The sequence below is a fragment of the Isoptericola croceus genome, assembly GCF_029382255.1.
Taxonomy (GTDB): Bacteria; Actinomycetota; Actinomycetes; order Actinomycetales; family Cellulomonadaceae; genus Isoptericola; species Isoptericola croceus.
The window spans coordinates 1,146,496-1,172,511 of sequence record NZ_JARLLG010000001.1 but is presented as its reverse complement, the minus strand read 5'-3'; the positions used below and the strand labels follow the sequence as shown (position 1 = coordinate 1,172,511).

The following is a 26,016-nucleotide window of genomic DNA, read 5'->3' as shown; positions in this document are numbered from 1 at the left end:
GCTACGACGCCGTGTAGGCGCGGTGCAGGCGCACCGGCGTGATCTCGCCGAGGCCCTGGACCTCCTGCGGGGTCTGCGCCGTGAGCGCATAGCGCGGCGACGACGCCAGCAGCGCCGCCGTCGGCGGGTCCACCAGCACGCTGGCAGGCTCGGCCAGCTCCGTGATGCGCGAGGCGAGGTTGACGTCAGGACCGAACACGTCGCCGAACCGCGACAGCACCCGACCCCACACGAAGCCCACCCGCACCGGGATCTCCTGCTCGGTGGCGTGCGGGGCCGCGAGCCCGAGCGCGCACTCCGCGCCGGTCGTGACGTCGTCGGCCACGAACAGCACGGCGTCACCGATCGTCTTCACGACCCGACCACCCGCCTCGGTGATCACGTCCCGCGCGCGAGCCTCGAACTGCTGGACGAACGCCGACAGCTCCTGCGACCCGAGCCCGGCGGTGCGCTTGGTGAACGAGACGATGTCGGCGAACCCGACCGCCCGTCGCAGCGGAAGCTCGTCCGGCACCGGGCGAGCACCCTGGGCGCCGCCGAACTCCGTGGCGAACCGGCCCATGAGTGCCGCGAGCTGGCGTCGCCACGCGTGCTCGAGCTGACGCGCCAGGATGTCGGCGAACCCGGGGATGTGCTCGAGCGCCGCGAGCCGCGCACTCACGTCGTCCAGCTCGAACCGGCGGCCGAGGTGCTCGACGAACGCCTCGACCTGCCACAGCGCCAGCCGGTCGGCAGTGTGCCCGAGCGAGCGGATCAGCGTCATCTGCGCCTGCTCGTCGAGCTGGCCCTGGTCGATCAACGCACCGATCTCCCGCAGCGACTCCCTGTCCGCCGCCGTGAACCGCGCCTCGTCATCACGCGTGACCGGCAGCCCCAGCCATCGCCAGTAGGACTCGACGAATTCGCGCGAGAGGCCCGTGCCCGTCACGAGGTCGTCGAGCGTGTAGACGCGCGGGCCGCCGAGGATCGCCTCGTCGACCCGGCCTGCGGCGTCGTCCACCGCGGGGGTCCTGTCCTGAGGGGTGTCGCTCGTCACGGGGTCACTGTAGCCAGCGTCACCTGGGCGAAACCTGGACGTCCGCGCTACGGGTGCGCACGCAGATGGTGCACGTCGCCCGCGGTGACCACCCGCTCACCACCGGAGGTCGCCAGCACGAGCGCGCCGTCGTCCGCCACCCGGTCGGCCCAACCGACGACGACGTCGTCGCCTCCGGCGAGCTCGGCCCGCACCCTGGTGCCGAGCGTCGCCGACACCGCCGCGTAGTCGGCGGCCAGCCCGGCGGCGGCCGCGTCGCCCGCTGCCGCCTCGAGACGCCCGACGGCGTCCGACAGCTCACGGGCCAGCCCGATCAGCACCGCGTCCCGGTCGGCGGCAGCCCCTGCGAGAGCGAGCGAGGTCGCCGTCGGGACCGGCAGCTCGTCGGCCTGCTGCGAGACGTTGACCCCGATGCCCACGACGACGGCGGGCGGCTCGCCCGCCGGGGCACCGGCGTCGGGCACCACCTCCGCGAGCACGCCCGCGACCTTGCGGTGCTCGCCCAGTCCGTCGGCAGGCGTGTCGGCCGGCAGGAGCACGTCGTTGGGCCACTTGAGGCGGGCGTCGCAGCCGAGGATCGCCAACGTGCGCACGACGGCCAACCCAGCCGCGAGCGGCACCCAGCCGAGTGCCGCAGGCGGCACCTGCGGTCGCAGCAGGAACGAGACGGTCAGCGCCGCGCCCGGCGGCGTCTCCCAGGACCGTCCCGCCCGTCCCCGGCCGGCCGTCTGGTGCTCGGCGACGAGCGCCGCAGGAGCCCGGGCGGTCCCGGCACGCACCTGGGCAACCAGGTCGGAGCTCGTCGAGGCCGTGGCGTCGACGGCGTCCAGCCGGGCGAGCGGGCCGTCCGCGTGGCAGAGGGCGTGGCGGAGGGCGTCGACGTCCAGCGGTTCACGGTTCACCCATCCATCGTCGCGGCTCGGCCGTGTCCACGCCAGACCGGCAGATTGTGCGGTCCCCACAAAGATCCACGGACCGTCAAGGCCTGTCGCGCATCGATTCGTCGCATCCCACCATCTAGGGTCACTTGGGTGAACACCACTGCCGCCAAGCTCGCCGAGCTCGAGCGCCGCCGCGCCGCCGCGATCACGGAGCCCGAGGAGACCGCCCGGACCAAGCAGCACGCGCGTGGCAAGAAGACCGCCCGCGAGCGCATCGACACGCTGCTCGACGAGGGCAGCTTCGTCGAGGTCGACGCCCTGGCGACTCATCGCAGCCGCAACTTCGGCATGGACGCCAAGCGGCTGCCGGGCGACGGTGTCGTGGTGGGCCACGGCACGATCGACGGCCGTCAGGTCTGCGTGTTCTCCCAGGACTTCACCGTGTTCGGCGGCTCGCTGGGCGAGGTGCACGGCGAGAAGATCGCCAAGGTGCAGGACCTCGCGCTGCGCACCGGCGTGCCGATCATCGGGATCTCCGACGGCGGCGGCGCCCGGATCCAGGAGGGCGTCGCGGCGCTCACCCAGTTCGCCGAGATGTTCCGGCGCAACGTCGCGGCGTCGGGCGTGATCCCGCAGATCTCGCTCATCCTCGGCCCGAGCGCGGGCGGCGCGGTGTACTCCCCCGCGCTGACCGACTTCATCGTCATGGCCGACGGCACCTCGAACATGTTCATCACCGGCCCGGACGTCATCAAGACGGTCACCGGCGAGGACGTGGACTTCGAGACGCTCGGCGGCGGGCGCACCCACAACGCCACGTCGGGCGTCGCGCACTACCTCGGCGAGGACGAGGACGACGCGATCGACTACGTGCGCCACCTGGTCGGGTACCTGCCGCAGAACAACCTGTCGGACGCCCCGACGTTCGCCCCCGAGGAGGAGAGCGAGCTCGAGGTCACACCCGACGACGAGGCGCTCGACGAGATCGTCCCGGACAGCGACAACCAGCCGTACGACATGCGCGCCGTCATCGAGACCGTGCTCGACCCGGACTCGTTCCTCGAGGTGCAGCCGCTGTTCGCACCGAACGTGCTCATCGGGTTCGGGCACGTCGAGGGCCAGAGCGTCGGCATCGTCGCCAACCAGCCGCAGTCCATGGCCGGGACCCTCGACATCGACGCCTCGGAGAAGGCGGCGCGGTTCGTGCGCACCTGCGACGCCTTCAACATCCCGGTGCTGACCTTCGTGGACGTCCCCGGGTTCCTGCCCGGGGTCGGGCAGGAGCACAGCGGCATCATCCGCCGCGGCGCCAAGCTCATCTACGCCTACGCCGAGGCCACGGTCCCGCTCGTTACCGTCATCACCCGCAAGGCGTACGGCGGCGCGTACATCGTCATGGGCTCCAAGCAGCTCGGCGCGGACGTCAACCTCGCCTGGCCGACGGCACAGGTCGCCGTCATGGGCGCGTCCGGTGCCGTGAACATCCTGCAGCGGCGCGCGCTCAAGTCGGCGGCGGAGGCTGGGCTGGATGTCGAGACCGAGCGCCAGCGGCTCACCGACGAGTACACCGAGCGGATCGTCAACCCGTGGGACGCCGCCGAGCGCGGCTACGTCGACGCGGTGATCCGCCCCGCAGAGACCCGTGTGCAGGTCGTCCGTGCACTGCGGGCGCTGCGGACCAAGCGTGCGAGCCTGCCTCCGAAGAAGCACGGCAACATCCCGCTGTGATCGTCTGAGAAGATCGAGCGATGAGCCACGAGGACGCCACCCACGGCCCGGCCCCGCTGGGAGACGTGGACCCTGAGCCGATGCACCGTGCCGTGGATGCCCTGACATCCGCCCTGCACGAGTACGTCGATGCGGCCGTCGGTGTCCGGGCGGAGTTCGGAGCCTCCGAGGCGGACGGGGACCCCCGCATCCTCGCGCTGGAGAACCGGGTGGGCACGCTCAACGCGACCGTGTTCGACCGGCTCCACGACGCCCTGGGCATGCACCCGGACCTGACGTCGTCCGTCTGGGAACCCGGCCCGCAGGACGCGCACGCCGAACGGGACGAGGACCTGCCCGAGGGCACGGTGCCGGCCGAGGCGTTCTACCTGGGCTTCGTCGTGGCGGACCCGCCGGCCGGGGCGTCGATGACCCTCGACGGCGTCATCGAGGTGCTCGACGAGGCGGGCGAGGCGGCTGCCGCACGACTCGTGGACGGCGGCTACCAGGTCATGGAATGGGCTGCCTCACGCGGCCTGGCCCCAGGGTTCGGCGACGACCCGGACGACGAGGAGGACGACCAGTGAACGCCCAGTTCCGCGTGGTGCGCGGCGAGCCCGACGACGTCGAGGTGGCCGCGCTCGTCGCCGGCCTCGCCGCGGCGTCGTCGTCCGGCGACGAGCCCGACGACGTCGCCCCGGTCGACGAGTGGACCAACCACACCCGGACCCTGCGCGGCAACGGCGCGGGCGCGACGGCCAAGAGCTTCGGCGGCCGCGCCGGTCGGCACAACGCCGACGCGTGGCGCTGGAGCCTGCGTTCGTGAGCGTCGTCTGGCAACAGGTCGGCACCGCGGACGACGTCGAGGCACCGCTCGGCGACGTGCCGGACCCCGGGCACCCGGGCTGGCTGCGCCGATGGTTGTGGCTGCCCGCGCTCCTGGCGACGGTCGGCGTGTACGTGGCGCGTCGGCTCGTGGACGAACCGTCCGCCGAGCTTGAGATGTGGCTCATGCTCGCCCTGACGGGCGGTCTGGCGGTGACCGCCGTGGCGGCCCTCGTCCGGTACCGCGACGACCAGCGGATCGGCCAGGAACGCAGGTCCGCGGCAGCGCTGCGGACCGACGCCCGGCCGACGACCGGCTCGGTCACCGTCTCCGTGCGCGAGCTCACGGGCGGCACGATGCTGCGCGGACTGCTCACCTACCCCCGCGACGAGGACACGGCCGAGGACGCCTGGTCCCTGATGGTGGCCGACGGCGACGCTCCCGGCCCCCGCCCCGGCGACCCGGTCGCCGTGTGGTGGGCACCGGCATCGGACACCGTGGTGGCCCGCTACCACCGGGGCTGGGCGGACGACGTCCGTCGCTCGCAACGTCCGTGACCGGCGACCCCCTGCGGCCTCGCGGCCGGTTCGCCGTCCTGGGCTCCGGCGGCGGCACGACGGCGGCACGTCTGATGGACGCCGTGGACGACGGGGTCATCGCCGCGGACGTCGAGGTGGTGATCGGCAACAACAGCACGTCGGGGATCTTCACCGCCGCGCGCCACCATGGGGTCACGACGCAACACCTCAGTGGCAAGACCCATCCGGATCCGGCCGAGCTGGATGTCGCGATGCTGAGCGTGCTCGAAGAGGCCGGTGTCGATCTCGTGGTGCTCGCCGGGTACATGAAGAAGCTCGGAACGCGGGTCCTGAGCACGTTCGACGGCGCGATCCTCAACACTCATCCCGCACTGCTGCCCGCCTACGGCGGCCAGGGCATGTACGGCGACCGGGTGCACGCCGCCGTCCTCGCCGATGGCAGGTCGCGGACCGGCGTGACGGTCCATCAGGTCACCGCGGAGTACGACGAGGGGCCGGTCGTCGCTCAGGCGGGCGTCGTCGTGCGGCCGGACGACGACGTCGCATCCTTGCGTACGCGCGTACAGGCCGCGGAGAAGGACCTCCTCGTCGACGTGGTCGCCGCCTGGTTCGCCGACGGCGGATCTCCGGCGGGCGACGTAGCGGAAACCTCCGCATCAGTCGCGGATGCGTGAGTTTCCGCTACGCGATCACGGTGGGTGCTGGTTCTCTTCGTCGCGTCACGCCACATCGAGGATCCGCCCGGCAAGCGCCGGCATGTCCACGTCGGCGCCCCGCCCCCTGTCCGGCATCGCCGCACGTGCGTGACCAGGGCGTCCGCGCGACGATCGAGGTGAACGGGCACCCGCCGCCCGGGATTGGAGGCACGCTGATGGGTATCGGAACAGGCATCTTCCTCATCGTGGTGGGTGCGATCCTCGCCTTCGCGATCGCACCGGACACCTGGGAGGTCGTCAACCTCAACATCGTCGGCTACATCTGCATCGCCGCCGGTGTCCTCGCGCTGATCCTGGGCATGGTCCAGACCAGGCAGCGCTCGCACACGAGCCACCGGGTCGAGCGGTACGACGACCGCCCGCCCCCACCGGCCTGACCACCGCCGCGCAGCCGCGAGCGTCTCTGTTCGTCAGGAATCGACAGCTGATTCCTGACGAACAGAGACGCTCGTGCCGGTCGGCAACCGGTTACCGAGGCTGGGATAGCCTCGGGGCGTGACTCACGACACCTCGCGCGCCCCGGACGCCACCAGCGCCGGCGCAGCCCCCACGACCGGCCGCCCGAGCACACCCCTCGACGCCGTCGCCGACGTCTACGTCCGCGACGTGGCGGCCCTGCGGCCCGACGCCGCGACCATGATGGGCCTGCCCGGCCACGACCACGAGCTGCCCGACCTCTCCCCGGCCGGCCACGAAGCCCGCGCCGAGGTCGACCGGGCGCTGCTGCGCCGCCTCGACGAGCTCGAGGCCTCCGGCCAGGCACCGGTGGACGACGTCGACCGGGTCACCCTGGCCGCGATGCGCGAGCGGGTAGGGCTCGCCGTCGAGCAGCACGAGGCCGGCGACCCGCAGGCCAGCCTGAACAACATCGAGTCGCCGGTGCAGCAGCTCCGCGACCTGTTCGACGTGGTGGCCACCGACACGGTCGAGGCATGGGAGAACATCGCCGCGCGACTCAACGCCGTCCCGCAGGCCCTCGCCGGGTACGCCGAGTCGCTGACGTGGAGCGCGGAGCGCGGCCGCGTCGCGGCGATCCGCCAGGTGCGGGCCGCCGTGGAGCAGGCGCGTGACCTCGCCGGCCCAGACTCGACGTTCACGGCCCTCGTGACCGGCGAACAGGCCGCCCGCACGCTGGACGACTCGTCCGCGTGCAGCCTGGTCCGTGCCGAGCTCGAGCGCGGCGCCACGGCGGCTCGCCAGGCGTACGGTGAGCTGGCGGACTTCCTCGAGCGCGAGCTCGCCCCGCGGGCCCCCGAGGCCGACGGCGTCGGGCGCGAGGCGTACTCGCGCTACTCGCGGGAGTTCCTCGGGGCGACCGTCGACCTGGACGAGACCTACGAGTGGGGCCTGCAGGAGCTCGCCAGGATCGTGGCCGAGCAGGAGGAGCTCGCCCGCGCGATCGCCGGCCCGGACGCCACGGTCGCCGACGCGGTGGCCGCCCTCGACGCCGACCCCGCCCGCAGGCTCGAGGGCAGCGCAGCCCTGCAGGCCTGGATGCAGCGCTGCGCCGACCAGGCCGTCACGGACCTCGCCGGGTCGCACTTCGACATCGAGGGCCCGGTCCGCACGATCGAGTGCATGATCGCCCCGACCCAGACCGGCGGCATCTACTACACGCCGCCCAGCGACGACTTCTCCCGGCCGGGCCGCATGTGGTGGTCCGTCCCTCCGGGTGTCACCGAGTTCAACACGTGGCGCGAGAAGACGACGGTCTACCACGAGGGCGTCCCGGGCCACCACCTGCAGTGCGCCGCCGCTGTCGCCGCCCGCGACACGCTGAACTCGTGGCGGCGCCTGGCCTGCTGGGTCTCCGGACACGGTGAGGGCTGGGCGCTGTACGCCGAGCGGCTGATGGCGGACCTGGGCTATCTGGACGACGCGGGCGACCGCTTCGGCATGCTCGACGCCCAGCGGCTGCGAGCCGCCCGGGTCGTCCTCGACATCGGTGTGCACCTGGGCAAGGAGTTCCCGGTCGCGTGGGGCGGCACGGGCGAGTCCTGGGACGCGGACAACGCGTGGCCGTTCCTGCTGGCCAACGTCAACATGCCCGAGGCGTTCGTGCGTTTCGAGCTGGACCGCTACCTCGGCTGGCCCGGCCAGGCGCCGTCGTACAAGGTCGGGCAGCGGTTGTGGGAGCAGGCGCGCGACGATGCCCGGGCAGCCGACACCGCGCGTGGCGAGCAGTTCGAGCTGCGCGCCTTCCACGCCCGCGCGCTCGGGCTGGGCTCCGTGGGCCTGGACGTGCTGCGCGAGGCGCTCGCCTGACGTGCAGGGCATCCTCACCGGGTTCGCGATCATCGGCGTCGTCATCGCCGCCGGGTACGTCTCCGCGCGGCTGCGCATCGGCGGACCGGACGCCCGCGAGACCCTGAACCGGGTCGGCTTCTTCGTCGCCAGCCCCGCGCTGCTGTTCACGGTCGTGGCCGACGCCGACCTCGGCGCCCTGCTGGGTGCGCCGCTGCTGGTGCAGGCGAGCGCCGCCGCGAGCGCCGCCGTCGTCTTCGTCGCGGTGAACCTGCTGTGGTTCCGGCTGCGCGTCCCCGAGGCCACGATCGGTGCGCTCGGCGCCGGCTACGTCAACGCCGGCAACATCGGCCTGCCGGTGGCGGTCTACGTGCTCGGCGACGCGACGGCGGTGGTCCCGGTGATCGGGCTGCAGCTGCTGATCGTCTCCCCGCTGGTGCTGCTCCTGCTGGACGCCACCAGCGGCGGGCGGCTCTCCGTACGGTTCGTCCTCAGCCAGCCGGTCCGCAACCCGATCATCCTCGGGGCGCTGGCCGGCGCCGCGGTCTCGCTGACGGGGGTCACCGTGCCCGACGTCGTCCTCGCGCCGCTGGAGATCCTCGGCGGCGCCGCGATCCCGATGATCCTGCTCGCCTTCGGCATGTCGCTCCGTGGCTCGAGACCGCTGCGCGGCGAGGAGGGTCGCGCCCCCGTGGTGGTCGCCGCCGTGCTCAAGACGGTCGTCATGCCGGCCGTGGCGTTCGTCGTGGCGCGCTACGGGTTCGGCCTCGACGACGTCGCGGTGTACTCGGCGGTCACGCTCGCCGCACTGCCCACGGCGCAGAACATCTACAACTACGCGGCCCGCTTCCGCCGGGGCGAGGTGCTGGCCCGGGACACCATCCTGGTGACGACGCTCGCGTCACCGGTGGTCCTGCTCGTCGCGGCCGTGCTGCTCACGTAGTACGACGTCCGTGGTGAGCATCAACGTCGCCGGCAGAGATCCCGGCGAGGGGCGGATCGCAAGCGACCGCTCCGTCGTCAGCCCCCGAGGGCGTGGCGGATCACCATGCCGAGAGTGATCGCGCCAGCGATGATGAGGAGTGCTACCAGGCAAGCCATCGGCCGGGCCGACACTGATCGCTCGACCGCACCGGCAAGGCCCGGTTCGTCAGTGAGGTGCCGCACAGAGCGGCGGTAGAGGAGGATGTCGGAGACAGCGCGGTCCACCCGCGACTGCCGTCCGAGGAGATCGGCCAGGCCGTCCTTCCTCAACGCGACGCAACGCACATCTCGTCCTCGGGTGAGGACCTTGACCTCATGGTGCTTGCGCACGTCCAGGCCCTCGACCGCGGGCCACGGAATGCGGTAGGTCACCAGCGGATTCCGCACGACGATCCCCGCAGGACTGACCTGCACCTCCGGTGGGCGCACACCGATGACGACAAGGCACGCCACGGCAAAGACGACGATGACGAGGACCCCGTCCTGCCCGAGCAGGAGCGTGACGAGCAGGAGCGTGAGCGGCCCCGACACCCGGCACAGGAGCCAGACGAGATCCTCGGAAGCGCTCGCGAAAGTCAGTGCCTGCTCCTCGATGCTCTTCGTCGTCGGCTCCACGCCACGCATCGTGGCACATGTGTTCCTGAGCACAGATCCTGGTGACGACGCTCGCCTCGCCCGCCGTCCTGCTCGTCGCGGCCGTGCTGCTCACGTGACCGGCGCGGGCGTGTGACCATGAGCACGCTGTCGTGCCACCACCCCCGGACGACGGCGTCACCCGCCCCGACACCGGAGGGACTCCGATGAGCACCGCACACCCGCAGTCCGACCTCAAGCCCGAGAGCGTCAGGCACAGCCTGCTCGAGGATGCGCTCGGGCTCCTCACCGGGACGTTCGTGGTGTCGATCGGACTGTTCCTGCTGGAGTCGGTCGGGGCCGTCACGGGCGGCACGGCGGGGCTGGCCCTGCTCGTCAGCTATGCCGTCGACGTCCCGTTCGGATGGCTGTTCGCCTTGGTCAACCTGCCGTTCTTCGCGCTCGCGATCTGGAAGAAGGGGTGGGACTTCACGATCCGCACCGGGCTCTCGATCGCGCTGGTCTCGGTGTTCAGCACCCTGCAGTCCGCGATGTTCGGCACGATCGACATCCCGACGGTGTTCGGTGTGATCGCGGGCAACGTGCTGGCCGGCGTCGGCCTGCTCATCGTGTTCCGGCACCGCTCGAGCATCGGCGGGTTCAACATCGTGGCGCTCCTGGCGCAGGAACGCCTCGGCTGGCGGGCCGGCTACGTGCAGATGGCGCTCGACACCGCCGTCGTGCTGCTCGCCCTCACCGTCGTCGAGCCGTTCGTGGTGCTCGTCTCCGCCGTCGGCGCCGCGCTGCTGAACCTCCTGCTCGCCCTCAACCACCGGCCCGGCCGGTACATGGGCTACTGAGCCCGGTAGGGTCCGATGCGTGCCGCACGCCCCCGTCCAGCTCGTCCTGGCCAGCCGGTCCCCCGCCCGTCTCAGCACCCTGCGCGCCGCCGGCGTCGAGCCGGAGGTGACCGTCAGTCAGGTGGACGAGGACGCCGTGCTCGCCGCGGCCCGCGAACGCTATCCCGACCTGGCGCCGTCGGACGCCGTGCTCGTCCTGGCCCAGGCGAAGGCCGAGGACGTCGCGCGCGGACTCGAGCAGGCCGACCACCGGGGCGCGCTCGTGCTCGGTTGCGACTCGATGCTGGAGATCGACGGCGAGGTCGTCGGCAAGCCCGGCACCGCCGAGGTCGCCCGCGAGCGCTGGCGGCGCATGCGGGGCCGCTCCGGCGTGCTGCACAGCGGGCACTGGGTCGTCGACTGCCGCACGGACGACGACGGCGGCACGGGGGCCACCCTCGGCGCGACGTCGTCGACCACCGTGCACTTCGCGGACCTCGACGACGCGGAGATCGACGCCTATGTCGCCACCGGCGAGCCGCTGCAGGTGGCCGGCGCGTTCACCATCGACGGGCTCGGCGGCCCGTACGTCGAACGGATCGAGGGCGACCACCACGGCGTCGTCGGCGTAAGCCTGCCGCTGCTGCGCGAGCTCCTGGACCAGCTCGACGTCCCGTTCCGGGAGCTGCGGGCGCCGCTGAGCGACCCGGCCTGACGAAACCGCCAACTCACCCCCCGCCACAGCGGGTCCTGACCCCCGGTCCATGTGGGATCTGTACAAACGGCCTGGATCCGCGTTGGCACCCGGCACAGATTTCCCGACCAGGGACGTGCCGAGTGGCCGGTCGGGGTCCGCGGCACGTTACCGTGAGCCGTGCCCACCATCACGAAGGTCCTCGTCGCCAACCGCGGTGAGATCGCCGTCCGCATCGCCCGCGCCTGCGCCGACGCAGGCATCGCCTCCGTCGCCGTCTACGCCGACACCGACCGCCAGGCGCTGCACGTCCAGCTCGCGGACGAGGCGTTCGCCCTCGACGGCGCCCGCGCGGCGGACACGTACCTGGACGTCGACAAGCTGCTCGACGTCGCGCGCCGGTCCGGTGCCGACGCCGTCCACCCGGGGTACGGGTTCCTCTCGGAGAACGCGGGCTTCGCCCAGGCCGTGATCGACGCCGGGCTGGTGTGGATCGGTCCGCCACCGGCCGCCATCGAGTCGCTCGGCGACAAGGTCAGCGCGCGACACATCGCCCAGCGAGCCGGCGCTCCCCTGGTCCCGGGCACCAAGGACCCTGTCGACAGCGCCGCCGACGTCCGCGAGTTCGCCGCGGAGCACGGCCTGCCGATCGCCATCAAGGCGGCATACGGCGGTGGCGGCCGCGGTCTGAAGGTGGCCCGCTCGCACGAGGAGATCGACGAGCTGTACGACTCCGCGGTGCGCGAGGCCGTCGCGGCGTTCGGTCGCGGTGAGTGCTTCGTGGAGCGCTACCTCGACAAGCCCCGGCACGTCGAGACCCAGTGCCTGGCCGACTCGCACGGCAACGTCGTGGTGGTCTCCACCCGCGACTGCTCGCTGCAGCGCCGGCACCAGAAGCTCGTCGAGGAGGCCCCCGCGCCGTTCCTCACGGCCGAGCAGGAGGCCGAGCTGGACCGCGCCTCCCGCGCCATCCTGACCGAGGCGGGCTACGTCGGCGCCGGCACCTGCGAGTTCCTCGTGGGCACCGACGGGACCCTGTCCTTCCTCGAGGTCAACACCCGCCTCCAGGTGGAGCACCCGGTGACGGAGGAGGTGACCGGGATCGACCTGGTGCGCGAGCAGCTGCGCATCGCCGCGGGCGAGGAGCTCGGCTACGACGCCACGACCGTGCGGGGCCACTCGCTGGAGTTCCGCATCAACGGCGAGGACCCCGCCGCCGGGTTCCTGCCCGCCCCGGGCACCGTGTCGAGGCTGCGATGGCCGTCCGGCCCCGGTGTGCGCGTCGACACGGGCGTGGTCGAGGGCGACACCGTCTCCGGCATGTTCGACTCGATGATCGCCAAGGTCATCGTCACCGGCGCCACCCGCACCCAGGCCGTGCAGCGCGCCCGGCGTGCGCTGCGCGAGCTCGAGGTCTCCGGCATCCCCACCGTCGTGCCGTTCCACCGCGCCGTGCTGGACTCCCCGGACTTCGTGCCCGAGAGCCCGGACACCGCGTTCCGGGTCCACACCCGGTGGATCGAGACCGACTTCGCCGAGACCGTCGCCGGGCTCGGCCCCGCCGAGCAGCCGGTGCCCGAGGCCGCCGAGGGCCCGGAGGAGCCGCCGGAGCGCGTGGTCGTCGAGGTTGGCGGCCGCCGTCTCGAGGTCGTCCTGCCCGCGGGCCTCGGGATGGGGCGGGCCGGGGGGGCGGGCAAGACCGCCCGTCGGCCCGCGCGACGCGCCGCCCGTGGCGGCAGCTCCGGGGCGAGCGGCACGACGCTGACCTCGCCCATGCAGGGCACCATCGTCAAGGTCGCCGTCACCGAGGGCGACGAGGTGGCCGAGGGTGACCTCGTCGTCGTGCTCGAGGCGATGAAGATGGAGCAGCCGATCACCGCGCACCGCGCCGGGACCATCAAGAGCCTGGCCCTCGCCGCGGGCGCCGGCGTCTCGGCCGGCACCGCCATCTGCGAGATCGCCTGATCGACGTGTCGGGCACCCTGCACCACCGCCACCCCGGTGACGGCTGGGTGGAGTGCGGCGACCATCGGCACTGGGGCCTGCACGGCGCGGCCGGGCTGTTCCTGACCCGCCGCGCACCACCCGCGCCGGACGGCACCCCCGGTGCGGTGACGGACGTGGTCCTGCAGCATCGCGCCACCTGGTCGCACCACGGCGGCACGTGGGGCATCCCGGGCGGCGCCGTCACCCCCACCGAGACGCCCACCCAGGGCGCGCTGCGCGAGGCCGCCGAGGAGGCAGGCCTCGACCCGGCAGTCGTCCGCGTGGTCGGCGAGCACGTCCTCGACCACGGCGTCTGGACGTACACCACGGTGCTGGCCGAGACGATCGCCGGTGCCCGGGTCCACGTGGCCGCCACGGACCCGGAGGGCATCGAGGTGCGGTGGGTGCCGGTCGCCGAGGTCTCCGGCCTGGACCTGCACCCTGCCTTCGGCGACGCCCTGCCCCACCTCCTGGGTCTGCTGGACGCCGCCCGCTGACGAGCGCGGCCGGACCACCACGGCCGGGGCCCGTCCCGCAGGTCAGCGCGGGGTGAGCTGGCCGTGCAGCGTGCGCGCCGCCTCGCCGATCGTCCCCGACAAGGACGGGTAGATCGTGAACGTCTCGGCGACGTCGTCCACCGTGAGCCGGTGACAGACCGCCAGGGCGACGGGGAAGATCAGCTCGCTGGCGCGCGGGCCGACGACGACACCGCCCAGCACGATCCCGGCCTCCGGGTGGGCGAACAGCTTCACGAAGCCGTCGTGCACGCCGTGCATCTTCGCGCGCGGGTTGCGCGCCAGCGGCAGGGTCGTGGTCACGTAGCGCGAGCCCTGCGAGCGCAGCCCCTCCTCCGAGTAGCCGACCGTCGCGATCTCGGGCGCGGTGAAGATGTTGGCCGCGACGTTGCCCAGGTGCAGCGGCGCGACGGCGTCGCCCAGCGCGTGCGCCATGGCCACCCGACCCTGCATGGCGGCGACGGAGGCGAGCGGCAGCACGCCCGTGCAGTCACCGGCCGCGTACACGCCGCGCACCGACGTGCGCGAGACCCGGTCCACCTCGATGTGACCGGAGTCCGTCACCCGCACCCCGGCCTCCTCGAGACCCAGGCCGGCGGTGTTCGGCACGCCACCCACGGCGATCAGCACGTGCGAACCCTCCACGACGCGGCCGTCGGAGAGCGTGACGGCGACACCGTCCTCGGTGCGCTCCGCGGCGGCCGCCCGGGAACGGGACATGACGGTCATCCCGCGGCCACGGAAGACGCCCTCGAGCAGCTCGGCGGCGTCCTCGTCCTCACCCGGCAGCACCCGGTCGCGCGAGGAGACGAGCACCACCTCGGAGCCGAGGGCGAGGTACGCGCCCGCGAACTCCGCCCCGGTGACGCCGGACCCGACCACGATCAGCTTCTCGGGCAGGGTGGCCAGGTTGTAGAGCTGGGTCCAGGTGAGGATGCGCTCGCCGTCCGGCTCCGCCGTGGGCAGCGTGCGCGGCGTCGCCCCGGTGGCGAGCAGCACGATGTCGGCGTCGAGCGTGATCTCCGCCCCGCCGTCTGACGGGGAGACGACGACGCGGCTGGGTCCGTCCAGCCGACCGCTGCCGTCGACGATCCTGACGCCCTCGCGGTCCATGCGGGCGCGGATGTCGTTCGACTGCGCCGCCGCGAGCGCCAGCACCCGCTTGTTGACGGCCTGCAGGTCGACCAGCGACCGCCGGTCGTCGGGGTCGTCGCCGGGCGTCACGGAGCTGCCGGTGCGGATGCCCAGCTCCGGCGCGGACTCGGCGATGGTCAGCCACTCGGCCGTGGCGATGAGGGTCTTGGAGGGGACGACGTCGGTCAGGACGGTCGCGCCGCCCAGGCCCGAACGTTCGACGACGGTGACGTCGGCGCCCGTGCGGCGGGCGACGAGGGCGGCCTCGTAGCCTCCGGGGCCGCCGCCGACGACGACGACGGAGCGGTTGGGTCCGGCGGGGATGGTCTTCTCGGCAGGCACGGTGCCATTGTGGCAGGCCCGGCAGGTCCCTGCGGGCAGAGATACGCTCAGGTCCATGAGCACCACACCTGCCACGATGCCGGACCTCGACGACCCGTGGACCGACCCGTTCGATGTCGCCCGCGCTGCCGCGGACCATATCGCCGAGGCGACGGGGGTTCCCGGGCACGACGTCGCGCTCGTCCTCGGCTCCGGATGGGGCGGCGCGGCCGAGCTGGTCGGCGACGTCGTCGCCGAGCTGCCCACGCACGAGATCCCGGGCTTCGCGCGGGCCACGGTGGTGGGCCACGCCTCGACGACACGTTCGATCCGCGTCGAGCGCCCGGACGGCTCGACCCGGCACGCGCTGGTCATCGGTGGCCGCACGCACCTCTACGAGAGCAAGGGGGTGCGGCGGGTCGTGCACGGCGTGCGCACGGCGGCCGCGACCGGCTGCGAGTCGGTGGTCCTCACCAACGGCTGCGGCGGCCTGCACATGGCATGGCGGCCAGGACAGCCCGTGCTCCTGCGCGACCACCTCAACCTCACGGCGACCTCGCCGCTCGAGGGAGCGACGTTCGTCGACCTCACCGACCTGTACTCGCCACGGCTGCGCGAGATCGCGCGCTCCGTCGACCCCGAGCTGCCCGAGGGCGTCTATGCCCAGTTCCCCGGGCCGCACTACGAGACGCCCGCCGAGGTGAAGATGGCTGGTCTCCTGGGTGCTGACCTTGTCGGCATGTCGACGACGCTCGAGGCGATCGCGGCGCGCCACGCCGGCATGGAGGTGCTCGGCGTCTCGCTCGTGACGAACCTGGCGGCAGGCATCTCCCCGCAGCCGCTGTCCCACGAGGAGGTCCTCGAGGCGGGTCAGGCGGCCGCACCACGCATCAGCGACCTGCTCGCCAGCATCGTCAAGTCGCTCTGAGGAGGCCAAGATGAGCGAACCGTTGGACACGCTGCTGGACCGCGTGGAGGCCTGGATCCGCCACGACGTGGACGACACCGACGTCGACGAGCTCACCCGGCTGGTCGAGTTCGCGACGGCGGACGACGGTGCACGCCACCCGTCGGCGCTCGCCGAGCTGCGCGACCGCTTCGCGGGGACGCTGCAGTTCGGTACGGCCGGCCTACGGGGTGAGATGGCGGCCGGCCCGAACCGCATGAACCGAGCGGTCGCCATCGGCGCCGCGGCCGGGCTGGGCGCCTATCTCACGGACGCGCTGGGGCCGGGCTCCGGACCGCGCGTCGTCGTCGGCCACGACGCCCGTCACCGGTCGGCCACCTTCGCTCGTGACACCGCCGCCGTGCTGGCCGCGGCCGGTGCCGAGGTGCTGATGCTGCCGGGCCCGCTGCCCACGCCGGTGCTCGCGTTCGCCGTGCGGCACCTGTCCGCCGACGCCGGTGTCATGGTGACCGCCAGCCACAACCCGGCCGCCGACAACGGCTACAAGGTGTACCTCGGCGGACGGGTCGTCACCGACGCCGGGCAGGGCGCACAGATCGTCCCGCCCCACGACGCACTGATCGCCGAGCGGATCGCCGGTGTCGGCCACCCCGACGAGGTGCCCCGGGCCGACGGCGGCTGGACCGTGCTGGACCACGACGTCGCCGACGCCTACCTGGCGTCGGTGGGCGGTGTCGCGCAGGTGGCTCCGGAGACCGCGGCCCGGCTGCGCATCGTCACGACGTCGCTGCACGGCGTGGGTGGGCGCACCCTCGCCCGTGCCCTGGCGGGGGCCGGGTTCACCCAGGTGGTGCCCGTCGAGGAGCAGTCCTACCCGGACCCGGACTTCCCCTCGGTCTCCTTCCCCAACCCGGAGGAGGCCGGGGCGATGGACATGGCGCTCGGCCTGGCGGTCGACACCGGGGCCGACCTGGTGATCGCCAACGACCCGGACGCCGACCGGTGCGCCGTCGCGGTGCTGGACGTCACGCAGGGGACCCACCTGGGTGTCGAGACGGCACGGGCCAGCGGGTGGCGGATGCTGCACGGGGACGAGGTGGGCGCGCTCCTGGGGGCCGAGGCGGTGCGGCGCGCGGCAGTTGGCGGTGGTGCCGGGAGCGCCCTCGCCCACCGCGCCGTCGTCGCCTCGTCCGTCGTCTCGTCCCGGGTCCTGGCCCGCCTGGCGGAGCATGCGGGCGTCGACCACGCGACGACGCTGACCGGCTTCAAGTGGATCTCCCGCACCCCCGGCCTGGTCTTCGGCTACGAGGAGGCGCTCGGGTACTGCGTGGACCCGGCCCACGTGCGCGACAAGGACGGCATCAGCGCCGCCGTCGTCGTCGCGACGCTCGCGGCCAGGCTCAAGGCGTCCGGGCGGACGCTCATCGACGCGCTCGACGACGTCGCCCGTGAGCACGGCCTGTACGTCACCGACCAGCTCTCGGCACGCTTCGAGGACCTGGCGCAGATCCCCGAGACGATGTCCCGGCTCCGCTCGGCCCCGCCGTCGTCGCTGGGCGGCTCGCCGGTACGGACGGTCGCAGACCTCGCCGACGGCTACGAGGGGCTGCCGCCCACCGACGGGATCCTGCTGCTGGCCGAGGACAGGTCACGGGTGATCGTCCGACCGTCGGGCACCGAGCCGAAGGTGAAGTGCTACCTCGAGGTGGTCTCCGACGTCGCGCCGGACGCCTCCGCCCTCGACGTCGGCAAGGCCCGGGTCGTGGCGCACGAACGGCTCGATGGCCTGAAGCGTGAGATGGCGACCGCCCTCGGTCTCTGACGCGTCACGGGCAGGGCGCGGCGAGCTCGGCGTCGTCCTGCTCGACGGCGGCGTTCCAGTCGCGCTTGGTGGCGCGCCACGCCTCGTCGTCGTGCCCCCGGCGCCAGTACCCGGAGGCGGACAGCCGGTCGGTACCCACGCCCAGCTCGGCACGGGCCCAGCGGCGCAGCTCGCGGACGCACGAGGCCTCGCCGTGCAGGAACGCGTGCGGGACGCCGTCCGGCAGCTCACCGGACGCGTGAGCGGCGCGCACGGTCTCGGTCAGCCCGGCGGAACCCCGGTGGACCCAGGTGAGGCGCAGGTCGGCGGACGTGGCGATCTCCTGCTCGTCCGCCGGGCCGGGGACCTCGACGAACGCGTGCGCCATCGTACCGGCGGGCAGGGACTCGATCGACGCCGCGATGGCCGGCCACGCGGCGTCGTCGCCGACGAACAGGTGCCACGGTGCCGTGAGGTCGGGGGTGTAGGAGCCACCCGGACCGAGGAACGTCACCCGCTCGCCGGGCTGCACCCGGGCGGCCCACGGCCCGGCGAGGCCCTTGTCCCCGTGCACCACGAAGTCCACGTCCCACTCGCCGTCGCGCACGGCGCGGACCGTGTAGCTGCGCACCACCGGGCGGGCGTCCGGCGTCGGCGGATCGGCGACGACCAGCTTGAGGTAGAGGTCGGTCGCCGCGGGCCGCTCGATCACGTCCAGGGACTCACCGGCGAGGGTGAGGCGGACCATGTGCGGGGTGAGCCAGCGCACGGCGGCGACGGTCGCGTGGTGCGGGGTGCGCCGGCGTGCGGGAGGGGCACCGCGCTGCGTCGAGTCATTCATAGTAGGTGAGCCTAACCTGCATCGCAGTCACGCCCGGCGAAGGCGCCGCACCGTCGACCGCACGAACCAGGCGGAGCACAGCAGCAGGACCACGGCGACACCGGTCAGCCCGGCCATGCCCCCGCCGGACGCGCGGTGAAGCGTCCATGCCACCCCGACGACCACCAGCCACCCACGCACGAACCACGCCACGACGACCAGGGTCGAGGCGTCGCCACCGCCGGGGGCGCTCACGGGGGTGAACAGCTCGGCCGGGACCGTCGTCGCCCCGGCGACCCAGCACCGCACGGCCAGGACGACCACCGCCGAGCCGATCGCAGCGACCACCGCCGAGGTGCCGTCGCCAGGTAGCCCCGAGAGCCCGACGAGAGCCGCCAGGCCGAGCGCCGCGCCGACGGACAGCAGCCCGAGCAGCGCCGGAACCACGAGGTGTCCCGCCACGACACGACCGACGCCACCCGGCAGAAGCCCGCCGGGCCGGGCCTGGGAGGCCATGTCGCGCAGGCCGCTCGTCCAGGTGGCCGAAGCGGCGTACAGCGCGGCGGATCCCAGGACGACGGCGAACGCGGACCCCGGGCCGGCGGTCGACGGGACCCCCGCCAGGACCAGCAACCCACCGCCCGTCCCGGTGAGCACGGAGCCCACGACGGGCCAGGCCCGACGCCGCACGCCGAGCAGGTCCCGCGCCACGACCGGCGCGCGGCGCAGCAGCGGCTGCCAGAGCGTCCGGGTGCGGCCCTGCAGCCGGACCGGGCCCAGCAGGTCGGCCAGTCCGCCCGCCTCCCCGCCGGCCAGTGCCTGCGCGGTGGCCACGGTGCTGCGCTGAGCCGACGCCGTCGCGTCGAGGTCGATCTCGCCCGGCAGCACCCGCACCACGAGCCACACGCTCAGCCCGGCCGCGGCGCCGGCGATCCCCAGCACACCCGCTCCCGGCCCCGTCGCCAGGGAGCACGCCGTCGCGGTACCCGCGGCGTCGAGGCACGCCGGCCCGACGGCGGCACGCACCCGTGGGGAGGCGACCTCCAGCACCAGCGCCAGCACGCCCAGACCGACGAGCACCCCGGCAGCCTGACGGGCGCGCGTCAGCCAGCGTGGGCACTGGGCTGCCACGCCGACCATCAGCGGCACCTGGACCGCGAGCGCCGCCACCGCCGACCAGCCGACGACGTCGGCGGCGTTCGCCTCGTGGACGGGCTCCGCACCACCGACGACGCCCAGTGCGCCCGCCGCGATTGCGGACGCACCGAAGGCGGCGATCAGCGCTGCCCCGACCGAGAGCAGGACGACCCGGCGCCAGAGCACCGCGACCGGGGGGAACTGACCGGCGAGCACGAACGTCGCCTCCGGCGGACTGGTCCACACCGGCCCGCCGGCACGGGCGACGGCCAGGGCCAGCAGGCAGACCAGGCCGCCGACGCACAGCCCGACCACCACCAGGGCGTCGAACGCGCCCGAGCTCCACTGCCCGGCCGTCACCTCGGCGTCGCGGTCTGCGAGGGGCAGGCCGGTCAGGGCCAGCGCCGACCACAGGATCGGGCCGTAGACGAGGGCGAGCAGCGCGACACCGTAGACGACGTAGACCCGGTCGCCCGGGTCCCCGCCCGCATCGGTCGCCCGGGCCAGCGCCGAGCGGCGGCGCACCTGACCGACCCAGCGCCGCCACGGCGCGTACGGCACCCGCAGCGCGGGCTGCCCGGCCCCGCCCGTCTCTGCGACCGGAGAAACGCTCATCGCGGCCCCGGAGCGGCCAGCTCGACCACCTGGCCGCGCGCCGCGACGTCGTCGCGCAGACCGGCGTCGTGGGTGGCGACGAGCACCGTGCGCCCGTCGTCGAGGGCCCGGGCGACCAGCCGTCGGGCGACGGTGCGCCACCGGGCGTCGAGACGTTGCTCGGGCTCGTCGAGCAGCACGAGCCGTGCGGGCCGGTACAGCGTGGCCGCCAGGGCGAACAGCTGCCCCTCCCCCGACGACAGCTCGGAGGGGAACTGGTCGCGCACCCGGTCCAGCTCCGCCTCGGCCAGGGTCTCGGCCACGCTCGCCATCGTGTGCCGCCCGGCCCAGGCCGAGCTGACGAGGCGCAGGTGCTCCGCCACCGTCAGATCGCGGTAGGTCGGCAGCCCGCCCAGCAGGAGCGTGACGTCCTCGCGCCGGCGCAGCCGGGCGCGCGAGGCGGGCAGCCCGAGCGTGCGCACGCTGCCCGACGTCGGTGCGTCCGTGCCGGCGACGAGCCGCAGCAACGTGGACTTGCCGCTGCCGTTGGCACCCACGACGGCGGCGACCTCGCCCGCGTGCAGCGTCAGCGACGTCGGGCCGAGTACCTGGACGCTGCCGTGCGTGCGCGTCGCCTCGTGCACCTCGACGAGCGGGTCACCTCTGTCGGCGCTGGTCATGGCGCCGACGCTAACAGGCGTTCAGTAGTCGCCGGAGCCCACCGTGCCCCCGGCCGTGGCGTCACCGGCTGCGGCGTCGTCGTCGTCGAACCCTGCCAGGACGGCCGCGGTGCCGGACAGCCCGAGCCGGGTGGCGCCCGCGGCGATCATCGCCTGGGCGCTCTCGAGCGTGCGGACGCCGCCGGAGGCCTTGATCCCGAGTCGCCCGCCCACCGTCCGAGCCATGACCTCCACAGCGTGGACCGTGGCGCCGCCGGCCGGGTGGAAGCCCGTCGACGTCTTGACGAAGTCCGCACCCGCGGCCTCCGCCGCCCGGCACACCGCGACGATCTCGTCGTCGTCCAGCGCCGCGGACTCGATGATGACCTTGAGCACCTTGTCCCTCGGCACCGCCGAGCGCACGGCCGCGATGTCGGCCTGCACCAGGTCGAAACCGCCGGACGTCGCCACGCCGACGTCGATCACCATGTCGACCTCGTCGGCGCCGTCGAGCACCGAACGGGCGGCTTCGGCCGCCTTGATGTCGCTGGCGTGCTTGCCGGAAGGGAACCCGCACACCGTCGCCACGGCCAGCCGGCCGGCGGCGACCTCGACGGCGTGCGCCACGAACGTGGGCGACACGCACACGGAGAAGACCCCCAGCTCGGCGCCCTCGGTGACGAGCGCGGTGACGTCGGCGGACGTCGACTCCGGCTTGAGCAGCGTGTGGTCCACGAACCGGGCGAGCTCCGCCCTCGTCGTCGGCGCGGGGCTGCCGGCGGTCGTCCCTGCGTTCATCGAACGGCCCCCTCGACCTTCTGGTAACCGGGCAGGATCAGCTCGTCGACGAGCTCGCGGCGCTCGTCGTGGTGCACGAAGGCGCTCCACGCGGCCGTGAGCGTCACGTCGGCCAGGTCGTCGATGGTCCAGCCCGCCTCGCTGACGAGGCGACGCATCTCGTGCGACATCGACGTGGCCGACATCAGGCGGTTGTCGGTGTTGAGCGTGACCGCGAAGTCCAGCTCCTTGAGCCGCGTGATCGGGTGCTCGGCGATCGACGTCGCGGCGCCGGTCTGCAGGTTGGACACCGGGCAGACCTCCAGGGCGATCTGGTGGTCACGGACCCAGTGGGCCAGCTCGCCGAGCTGCGCCGTACCGGCCTCGCGGTCGAACGTGATGTCGTCCGCGATCCGCACGCCGTGACCGATGCGGTCGGCCTGTCCCAGGTGCACGGCCTGGGCGATCGAGTCGAGCCCGGCCGCCTCCCCCGCATGGATCGTCGTGGGGAAGTTCTGCTCGGCCAGGAAGCGCCAGACACCGGCGTGGCGGTCCGGCGGGAACCCGTCCTCAGGCCCGGCGATGTCGAACCCGACCGACCCGGCGCCGCGGTAGGCCACCGCGAGCTCGGCGATCTCGACCCACCGGTCGGTGTGCCGCATGGCGGTCACGAGCTGACCGACGCGGATCGTCCGGCCCGCGGCCGCCGCCTCCCGCACGCCCGCGTCGATCCCGGCCTGCACGGCCTCGACCGTCTCGGGCAGGGTCATCCCGCGCCGCAGGTGCTGCTCCGGCGCCCACCGCTGCTCGGCGTAGACCACGCCGTCGGCCGCCAGGTCCAGGACCGCCTCCCGCGCGACCCGGGCAAGCGCCTCCGGCGTCTGCATGACGGCGATCGTGTGGTCGAACGTCTCGAGGTAGCGCGGCAGCGAGCCCGAGTCCGCGGCGTCGCGGAACCAGGTGCCCAGCGACTCGGCGTCGGAGGCGGGCAGCTCGTGGCCCACCTCCTCGGCCAGCTCGAGCACGGTCTGCGGGCGCACTCCCCCGTCGAGGTGGTCGTGGAGCAGGACCTTGGGCAGGTCGGGGATCGCGTCGAGGAGGGCTTGCGTCATGACCCCCAACCTACCCGTTCAGAGGCGGCGCTCGCGGCGGTAGAGCGAGCGCGCCCAGGCGTAGCCGGCGACCCCGAGCACCACGCACCAGCCCACCGCCTGTGCCGCGACGGCACCCTCGAGCCCCGCACCGCCGGCGAGCAGGCCGCGAGCAGTCTCGATGACGGGAGTGAACGGCTGGTACTCCGCGAACCAGCGCACGGCGGCCGGCATGGTGTCGACCGGCACGAACCCGCTGCCCAGGAAGGGCAGGAGCAGCAGGATCATCGGCGCGTTGCTGGCCGACTCCACGCTGCGTGAGTTCAGCCCCATGGCGACGCACAACCAGTTGAGAGCGAGTCCCAGCAGGGCGAAGAGGCCGAGCAGGGCGAGCCAGTCGAGCGCGCCGGCACCGGGCCGGTAGCCCATCGCGAACGCGGCGCCGATCACCAGCACGAGGGCCGCGAGCGCCTGGACGAGGAACCCGAGCACCTGCCCGGACAGCACGGACCCGGGTGCGATCGCCATCGTCTTGAAACGCGCCATGATGCCACCGGCAGCGTCCATGGCGGCGCTGGTGGCGACCGACGTGGCCCCGCCGACCACGGTGATGACGAGGAGTGTGGGGGTGATGTACTCCAGGTAGGCCGCACGGCCCTCGGCACCGGGTGCGACGCCGGGCATCACGCCGGCGCCGAAGGCCCCGCCGAAGACGTAGACGAACAGCAGCAGCATCACCAGCGGGCCGGCGACCAGGAAGACGGTCAGTCCCGGGTAGCGCACCGCGCGCAGCAGGCTGCGGCGCAGCATGGTCAGGACGTCGGCGACAGGGCGCGGGCGCGCCGTCGTGGACGTGGCTGTGACGAGGGTGGTCATCGGACGTTCTCCTTCGATGTCGCGGGGTCGTCGGCAGAGCCGTCCCCGGTCGGCGGTTCGGTCAGTGCGAGGAACACGTCGTCCAGCGATCCGGCGTCGTGGACGCTCTTGAGCTCGGCGGGGGTGCCCTCGGCGACGATGCGGCCGCCGTCGAGCACTGCGACGTGGTCGGCGAGCCGATCCGCCTCCTCGAGGTACTGGGTCGTGAGCAGGATGGTCGTCCCGCCCGCGACGAGGCTGCGCACCTCGTCCCACAGCGTGCGGCGGCTGCGCGGGTCCAGGCCGGTGGTGGGCTCGTCGAGGAAGACGACCGACGGTGCGCCGACGAGGGTCATCGCGAGGTCGAGCTTGCGCTTCATCCCGCCGGAGTAGGTCGCCACGGGCTTGCCGGCCGCCTCGGTGAGGCCGAACTGCTCGAGCAGCTCGGCGGTGCGGCGGCGCCCGGCGGCGCGGCCGAGGTGGTGCAGGTCGGCCATGAGGCGCAGGTTCTCGGTCCCGGTGAGCAGGTCGTCGACGGCGGTGATCTGGCCGGTGACGCCGATCGACGCGCGGACTGCGCCCGGGTCGTCGTGGACGTCGTGGCCGGCGACACGGACGGTGCCGGCGTCGGCCCTCAGCAGCGTCGACAGGACGCCGACGGCGGTGGTCTTGCCGGCGCCGTTGGGGCCGAGCAGGGCGGTGACCGTACCGGTGGGGACGACGAGGTCGACGCCGTCGAGCACGACATGGTCGCCCTTCTTGGTCCTGGTCGGGAAGGACTTGCGCAGGCCGGCGACCTCGATCGCGGGCGCAGGGGTGTTTCCGGGCATGACGGAGCTCCTCCGGTGTGGTGGTGGACGTGCGAGGTGGTGGGTGGCAGTCAGGTGGCGAGCGGTCCTCAGGCGTCCGGCCGGTGGACGACGACGTCACCGAAACCGGTCGTGGCCGAGATCTCGGCGGTGGCCTCGTCCTCGACGGGGCCCTCGGTGGGGGTGAGCTGGTTGCGGACGGCGCCGCGCTCGGAGGCGATGTCGAGGTGGGCGACGGTGCCCTCGGGCACACCCACCTCGATCGACCCGAAGGACGTGCTGAGCGTGGCGCTGCCGGACTCGATGTTCGCGACCCGGATCCCGGCATGGGCGGAGCGGGCGGTGAGAGCACCCCGCACGCGCCTTACGTCGATGTCGCCGTGCGCCCCGTGCACCTCGAGAGTGCCCGTCACGGAGCCCACGCGGGTCGTCCCGTTGCTCGCCCGGATGACCGCCTCGCCGCCGACCTCGTCGATGCGGACGGAGCCCGCGCTCGCCTTGATCCCGGCGACGCCGGCGACCCGGCCGACGACGACGGAGCCGGCGGACACCTTCAGGTCGAGGCGGTCGACGTCGTCCAGCCTGGCGTCACCGCTGGAGAGCGTCAGGTCGACGTGGCGGAGCGCGCCTTCGGCGTAGAGCGACCCTGCCTTGCCGCGCAGGTCAGAGCCTGCGGGCAGCTCGACCGTGATGTTGGCGGTCCCGGCGGCGAAGGGGAGGACAAACTGTTTCCAGGAGCCGGGGTAGGTCAGCTTGACCGAGTCGCCGTCCCGGTCGATGCGGATCTCCTCGGCGGCACGGACGCTGCCGGACTTCGTCGGGTCGGTGGGCAGCACCGTGACGACGACGTCGTCACGCTCGGAGGCGACGAGGTGCAGGTTGGCGAAAGGGACGTCCACGACGACCGGGACGGGGTGCGGGGCGGGGAACGTGGGCATGGGAGTCTCCTGAGTGGTGTGAGGGGGTGCTCAGCGCACCCAGCCGGTGTGACGGCGGGAGCCCGGCGCGCCGGGACGGGGTGGACTGGCGGGCCCGCCGGTGGCCTGTTCGACGGCGGCGGTGACTGCGCGGACGAGCCAGGTGTTGACCGAGACGCCGTCCCGGGCGGCGGCGAGCTCGACCTTGGCCTTGAGGTGGTCGGGCAGCCGCAGGGTGGTGCGCGTCGTGGCGCCGGTGTCGGCGTCGGCCGCCGGCGGCTGCCCCTCCGACGTCGGGACCGACGGCGCCGCCACGACGGGGTCGGACGGGGCCGAGTCGGTGGGCGCGGCGGCGGGCAGCACGACGAACTCGGGGTCGCCTCCGCGCAGGCGCACGTCGACCGAGCCGGGCGCGAGCTCGGCTGAGATGTCACCGGCTGCGTTCGAGAGCGCCTCGAGCAGCACGAGCCGGACGGCGGCCTCGAGCGGGGCGGTCAGACGCTCGGCGAGCTCGCGCGCCTCGTCCCCACCGGCGGCGGCTGCGACGGCGAGCTGGTGCTGCAGTTGCTCGACATATCTGGTCAGGTCCATGACACCACTATGACACCATCTATGGTGTCAGCGCAAGATCTATGGCGTCATGTTTGACGCCAT

At 73.3% G+C, this 26,016-nt stretch carries 27 protein-coding genes; 14 read left to right on the top strand and 13 right to left on the bottom strand.

What is annotated here, in order from left to right; genetic code table 11:
- Position 1: 1 nt before the first annotated feature.
- Complete coding sequence (locus tag PZC42_RS22495) at positions 2 to 1,036, bottom strand: adenylate/guanylate cyclase domain-containing protein (protein WP_277209099.1); 1,035 nt, start codon at positions 1,034 to 1,036, stop codon at positions 2 to 4.
- Between the two features lie 47 nt (positions 1,037 to 1,083).
- Positions 1,084 to 1,938, bottom strand: a complete 855-nt coding sequence (locus tag PZC42_RS05410) for a biotin--[acetyl-CoA-carboxylase] ligase (RefSeq protein ID WP_277209097.1) — start codon at positions 1,936 to 1,938, stop codon at positions 1,084 to 1,086.
- A gap of 129 nt (positions 1,939 to 2,067) precedes the next feature.
- On the opposite strand from PZC42_RS05410, the gene PZC42_RS05405 reads away from it, so the two are divergent.
- From PZC42_RS05405 to PZC42_RS05370, 8 genes are all read left to right on the top strand, one after another.
- On the top strand, positions 2,068 to 3,645 hold the full coding sequence (locus tag PZC42_RS05405; protein ID WP_277209095.1) for an acyl-CoA carboxylase subunit beta: 1,578 nt from the start codon (positions 2,068 to 2,070) through the stop codon (positions 3,643 to 3,645).
- A gap of 20 nt (positions 3,646 to 3,665) precedes the next feature.
- Positions 3,666 to 4,211, top strand: a complete 546-nt coding sequence (locus PZC42_RS05400; RefSeq protein ID WP_277209094.1) for a hypothetical protein — start codon at positions 3,666 to 3,668, stop codon at positions 4,209 to 4,211.
- Positions 4,208 to 4,450: an acyl-CoA carboxylase epsilon subunit gene (locus tag PZC42_RS05395; RefSeq protein ID WP_277209093.1), complete on the top strand. Its 243-nt coding sequence runs from the start codon at positions 4,208 to 4,210 to the stop codon at positions 4,448 to 4,450. The genes PZC42_RS05400 and PZC42_RS05395 overlap by 4 nt, the downstream gene beginning before the upstream one ends.
- Complete coding sequence (locus tag PZC42_RS22490; protein ID WP_277209092.1) at positions 4,447 to 5,007, top strand: hypothetical protein; 561 nt, start codon at positions 4,447 to 4,449, stop codon at positions 5,005 to 5,007. The genes PZC42_RS05395 and PZC42_RS22490 overlap by 4 nt, the downstream gene beginning before the upstream one ends.
- Positions 5,004 to 5,663 (top strand): phosphoribosylglycinamide formyltransferase, encoded by a 660-nt coding sequence (gene purN, locus PZC42_RS05385; RefSeq protein WP_277209090.1) that lies wholly within the window; start codon positions 5,004 to 5,006, stop codon positions 5,661 to 5,663. The genes PZC42_RS22490 and purN overlap by 4 nt, the downstream gene beginning before the upstream one ends.
- Before the next feature lie 197 nt (positions 5,664 to 5,860).
- A complete protein-coding gene (locus PZC42_RS05380) occupies positions 5,861 to 6,082 on the top strand; it encodes a DUF6458 family protein (protein ID WP_277209088.1) in 222 nt (73 codons plus the stop codon).
- 118 nt (positions 6,083 to 6,200) lie between these two features.
- Positions 6,201 to 7,970 (top strand): DUF885 domain-containing protein, encoded by a 1,770-nt coding sequence (locus tag PZC42_RS05375; protein WP_277209086.1) that lies wholly within the window; start codon positions 6,201 to 6,203, stop codon positions 7,968 to 7,970.
- Position 7,971: 1 nt separating this feature from the next.
- The gene (locus PZC42_RS05370; protein ID WP_277209084.1) at positions 7,972 to 8,892 is read left to right on the top strand and encodes an AEC family transporter; all 921 of its coding nucleotides are present in this window, start codon (positions 7,972 to 7,974) and stop codon (positions 8,890 to 8,892) included.
- A gap of 77 nt (positions 8,893 to 8,969) precedes the next feature.
- Here the strand turns inward: PZC42_RS05370 and PZC42_RS05365 are convergent, their stop codons facing one another.
- Positions 8,970 to 9,548 carry a PH domain-containing protein gene (locus PZC42_RS05365; RefSeq protein WP_277209083.1) on the bottom strand — a complete coding sequence of 193 codons (579 nt, stop codon included), beginning with the start codon at positions 9,546 to 9,548 and terminating at the stop codon, positions 8,970 to 8,972.
- A 185-nt stretch (positions 9,549 to 9,733) separates the two neighbouring features.
- Here PZC42_RS05365 and PZC42_RS05360 point away from each other — a divergent pair, with 185 nt between their 5' ends.
- From PZC42_RS05360 to PZC42_RS05345, 4 genes are all read left to right on the top strand, one after another.
- On the top strand, positions 9,734 to 10,366 hold the full coding sequence (locus PZC42_RS05360) for a YitT family protein (RefSeq protein WP_277209081.1): 633 nt from the start codon (positions 9,734 to 9,736) through the stop codon (positions 10,364 to 10,366).
- A 19-nt stretch (positions 10,367 to 10,385) separates the two neighbouring features.
- Positions 10,386 to 11,060, top strand: a complete 675-nt coding sequence (locus PZC42_RS05355; protein ID WP_277209079.1) for a Maf family protein — start codon at positions 10,386 to 10,388, stop codon at positions 11,058 to 11,060.
- Between the two features lie 159 nt (positions 11,061 to 11,219).
- A complete protein-coding gene (locus PZC42_RS05350) occupies positions 11,220 to 13,004 on the top strand; it encodes an acetyl/propionyl/methylcrotonyl-CoA carboxylase subunit alpha (protein WP_277209078.1) in 1,785 nt (594 codons plus the stop codon).
- Between the two features lie 5 nt (positions 13,005 to 13,009).
- Positions 13,010 to 13,522 carry an NUDIX domain-containing protein gene (locus PZC42_RS05345; RefSeq protein ID WP_277209076.1) on the top strand — a complete coding sequence of 171 codons (513 nt, stop codon included), beginning with the start codon at positions 13,010 to 13,012 and terminating at the stop codon, positions 13,520 to 13,522.
- Between the two features lie 42 nt (positions 13,523 to 13,564).
- Here PZC42_RS05345 and PZC42_RS05340 read toward each other — a convergent pair whose 3' ends face one another.
- Positions 13,565 to 15,073 (bottom strand): NAD(P)H-quinone dehydrogenase, encoded by a 1,509-nt coding sequence (locus PZC42_RS05340; protein ID WP_438802912.1) that lies wholly within the window; start codon positions 15,071 to 15,073, stop codon positions 13,565 to 13,567.
- Between PZC42_RS05340 and PZC42_RS05335 the strand changes: the two genes are divergently transcribed.
- Together PZC42_RS05335 and PZC42_RS05330 are read left to right on the top strand one after the other, a co-directional pair.
- The gene (locus PZC42_RS05335; protein ID WP_277209073.1) at positions 15,072 to 15,923 is read left to right on the top strand and encodes a purine-nucleoside phosphorylase; all 852 of its coding nucleotides are present in this window, start codon (positions 15,072 to 15,074) and stop codon (positions 15,921 to 15,923) included. The two genes, PZC42_RS05340 and PZC42_RS05335, sit on opposite strands and share 2 nt — an antisense overlap.
- Positions 15,924 to 15,933: 10 nt before the next feature.
- Complete coding sequence (locus PZC42_RS05330) at positions 15,934 to 17,724, top strand: phospho-sugar mutase (RefSeq protein WP_277209071.1); 1,791 nt, start codon at positions 15,934 to 15,936, stop codon at positions 17,722 to 17,724.
- Between the two features lie 4 nt (positions 17,725 to 17,728).
- Here PZC42_RS05330 and PZC42_RS05325 read toward each other — a convergent pair whose 3' ends face one another.
- The 9 genes from PZC42_RS05325 to PZC42_RS05285 all read right to left on the bottom strand — a co-directional run bounded on the left by PZC42_RS05325 (position 17,729) and on the right by PZC42_RS05285 (position 25,953).
- Positions 17,729 to 18,544, bottom strand: a complete 816-nt coding sequence (locus tag PZC42_RS05325) for a siderophore-interacting protein (protein WP_277209069.1) — start codon at positions 18,542 to 18,544, stop codon at positions 17,729 to 17,731.
- Positions 18,545 to 18,571: 27 nt separating this feature from the next.
- Positions 18,572 to 20,275 carry a hypothetical protein gene (locus PZC42_RS05320; RefSeq protein WP_277209067.1) on the bottom strand — a complete coding sequence of 568 codons (1,704 nt, stop codon included), beginning with the start codon at positions 20,273 to 20,275 and terminating at the stop codon, positions 18,572 to 18,574.
- Positions 20,272 to 20,934 (bottom strand): ABC transporter ATP-binding protein, encoded by a 663-nt coding sequence (locus PZC42_RS05315; protein WP_277209064.1) that lies wholly within the window; start codon positions 20,932 to 20,934, stop codon positions 20,272 to 20,274. The genes PZC42_RS05320 and PZC42_RS05315 overlap by 4 nt, the downstream gene beginning before the upstream one ends.
- 21 nt (positions 20,935 to 20,955) lie before the next feature.
- Complete coding sequence (gene deoC / locus PZC42_RS05310; RefSeq protein ID WP_277209062.1) at positions 20,956 to 21,711, bottom strand: deoxyribose-phosphate aldolase; 756 nt, start codon at positions 21,709 to 21,711, stop codon at positions 20,956 to 20,958.
- Positions 21,708 to 22,802, bottom strand: a complete 1,095-nt coding sequence (locus PZC42_RS05305; RefSeq protein ID WP_277209060.1) for an adenosine deaminase — start codon at positions 22,800 to 22,802, stop codon at positions 21,708 to 21,710. Before PZC42_RS05305 ends, deoC begins: the two co-directional genes overlap by 4 nt.
- An 18-nt stretch (positions 22,803 to 22,820) precedes the next feature.
- Positions 22,821 to 23,657, bottom strand: coding sequence for an ABC transporter permease (locus tag PZC42_RS05300; protein WP_277209057.1), 837 nt, complete (start codon positions 23,655 to 23,657; stop codon positions 22,821 to 22,823).
- Entirely contained in the window at positions 23,654 to 24,466 is an 813-nt protein-coding gene (locus PZC42_RS05295; RefSeq protein WP_277209055.1) for an ABC transporter ATP-binding protein, read from the bottom strand. Before PZC42_RS05295 ends, PZC42_RS05300 begins: the two co-directional genes overlap by 4 nt.
- Before the next feature lie 68 nt (positions 24,467 to 24,534).
- A complete protein-coding gene (locus PZC42_RS05290) occupies positions 24,535 to 25,383 on the bottom strand; it encodes a DUF4097 family beta strand repeat-containing protein (protein WP_277209053.1) in 849 nt (282 codons plus the stop codon).
- Positions 25,384 to 25,413: 30 nt separating this feature from the next.
- The gene (locus tag PZC42_RS05285; RefSeq protein WP_277209051.1) at positions 25,414 to 25,953 is read right to left on the bottom strand and encodes a toxin-antitoxin system HicB family antitoxin; all 540 of its coding nucleotides are present in this window, start codon (positions 25,951 to 25,953) and stop codon (positions 25,414 to 25,416) included.
- Positions 25,954 to 26,016: the final 63 nt, after the last annotated feature.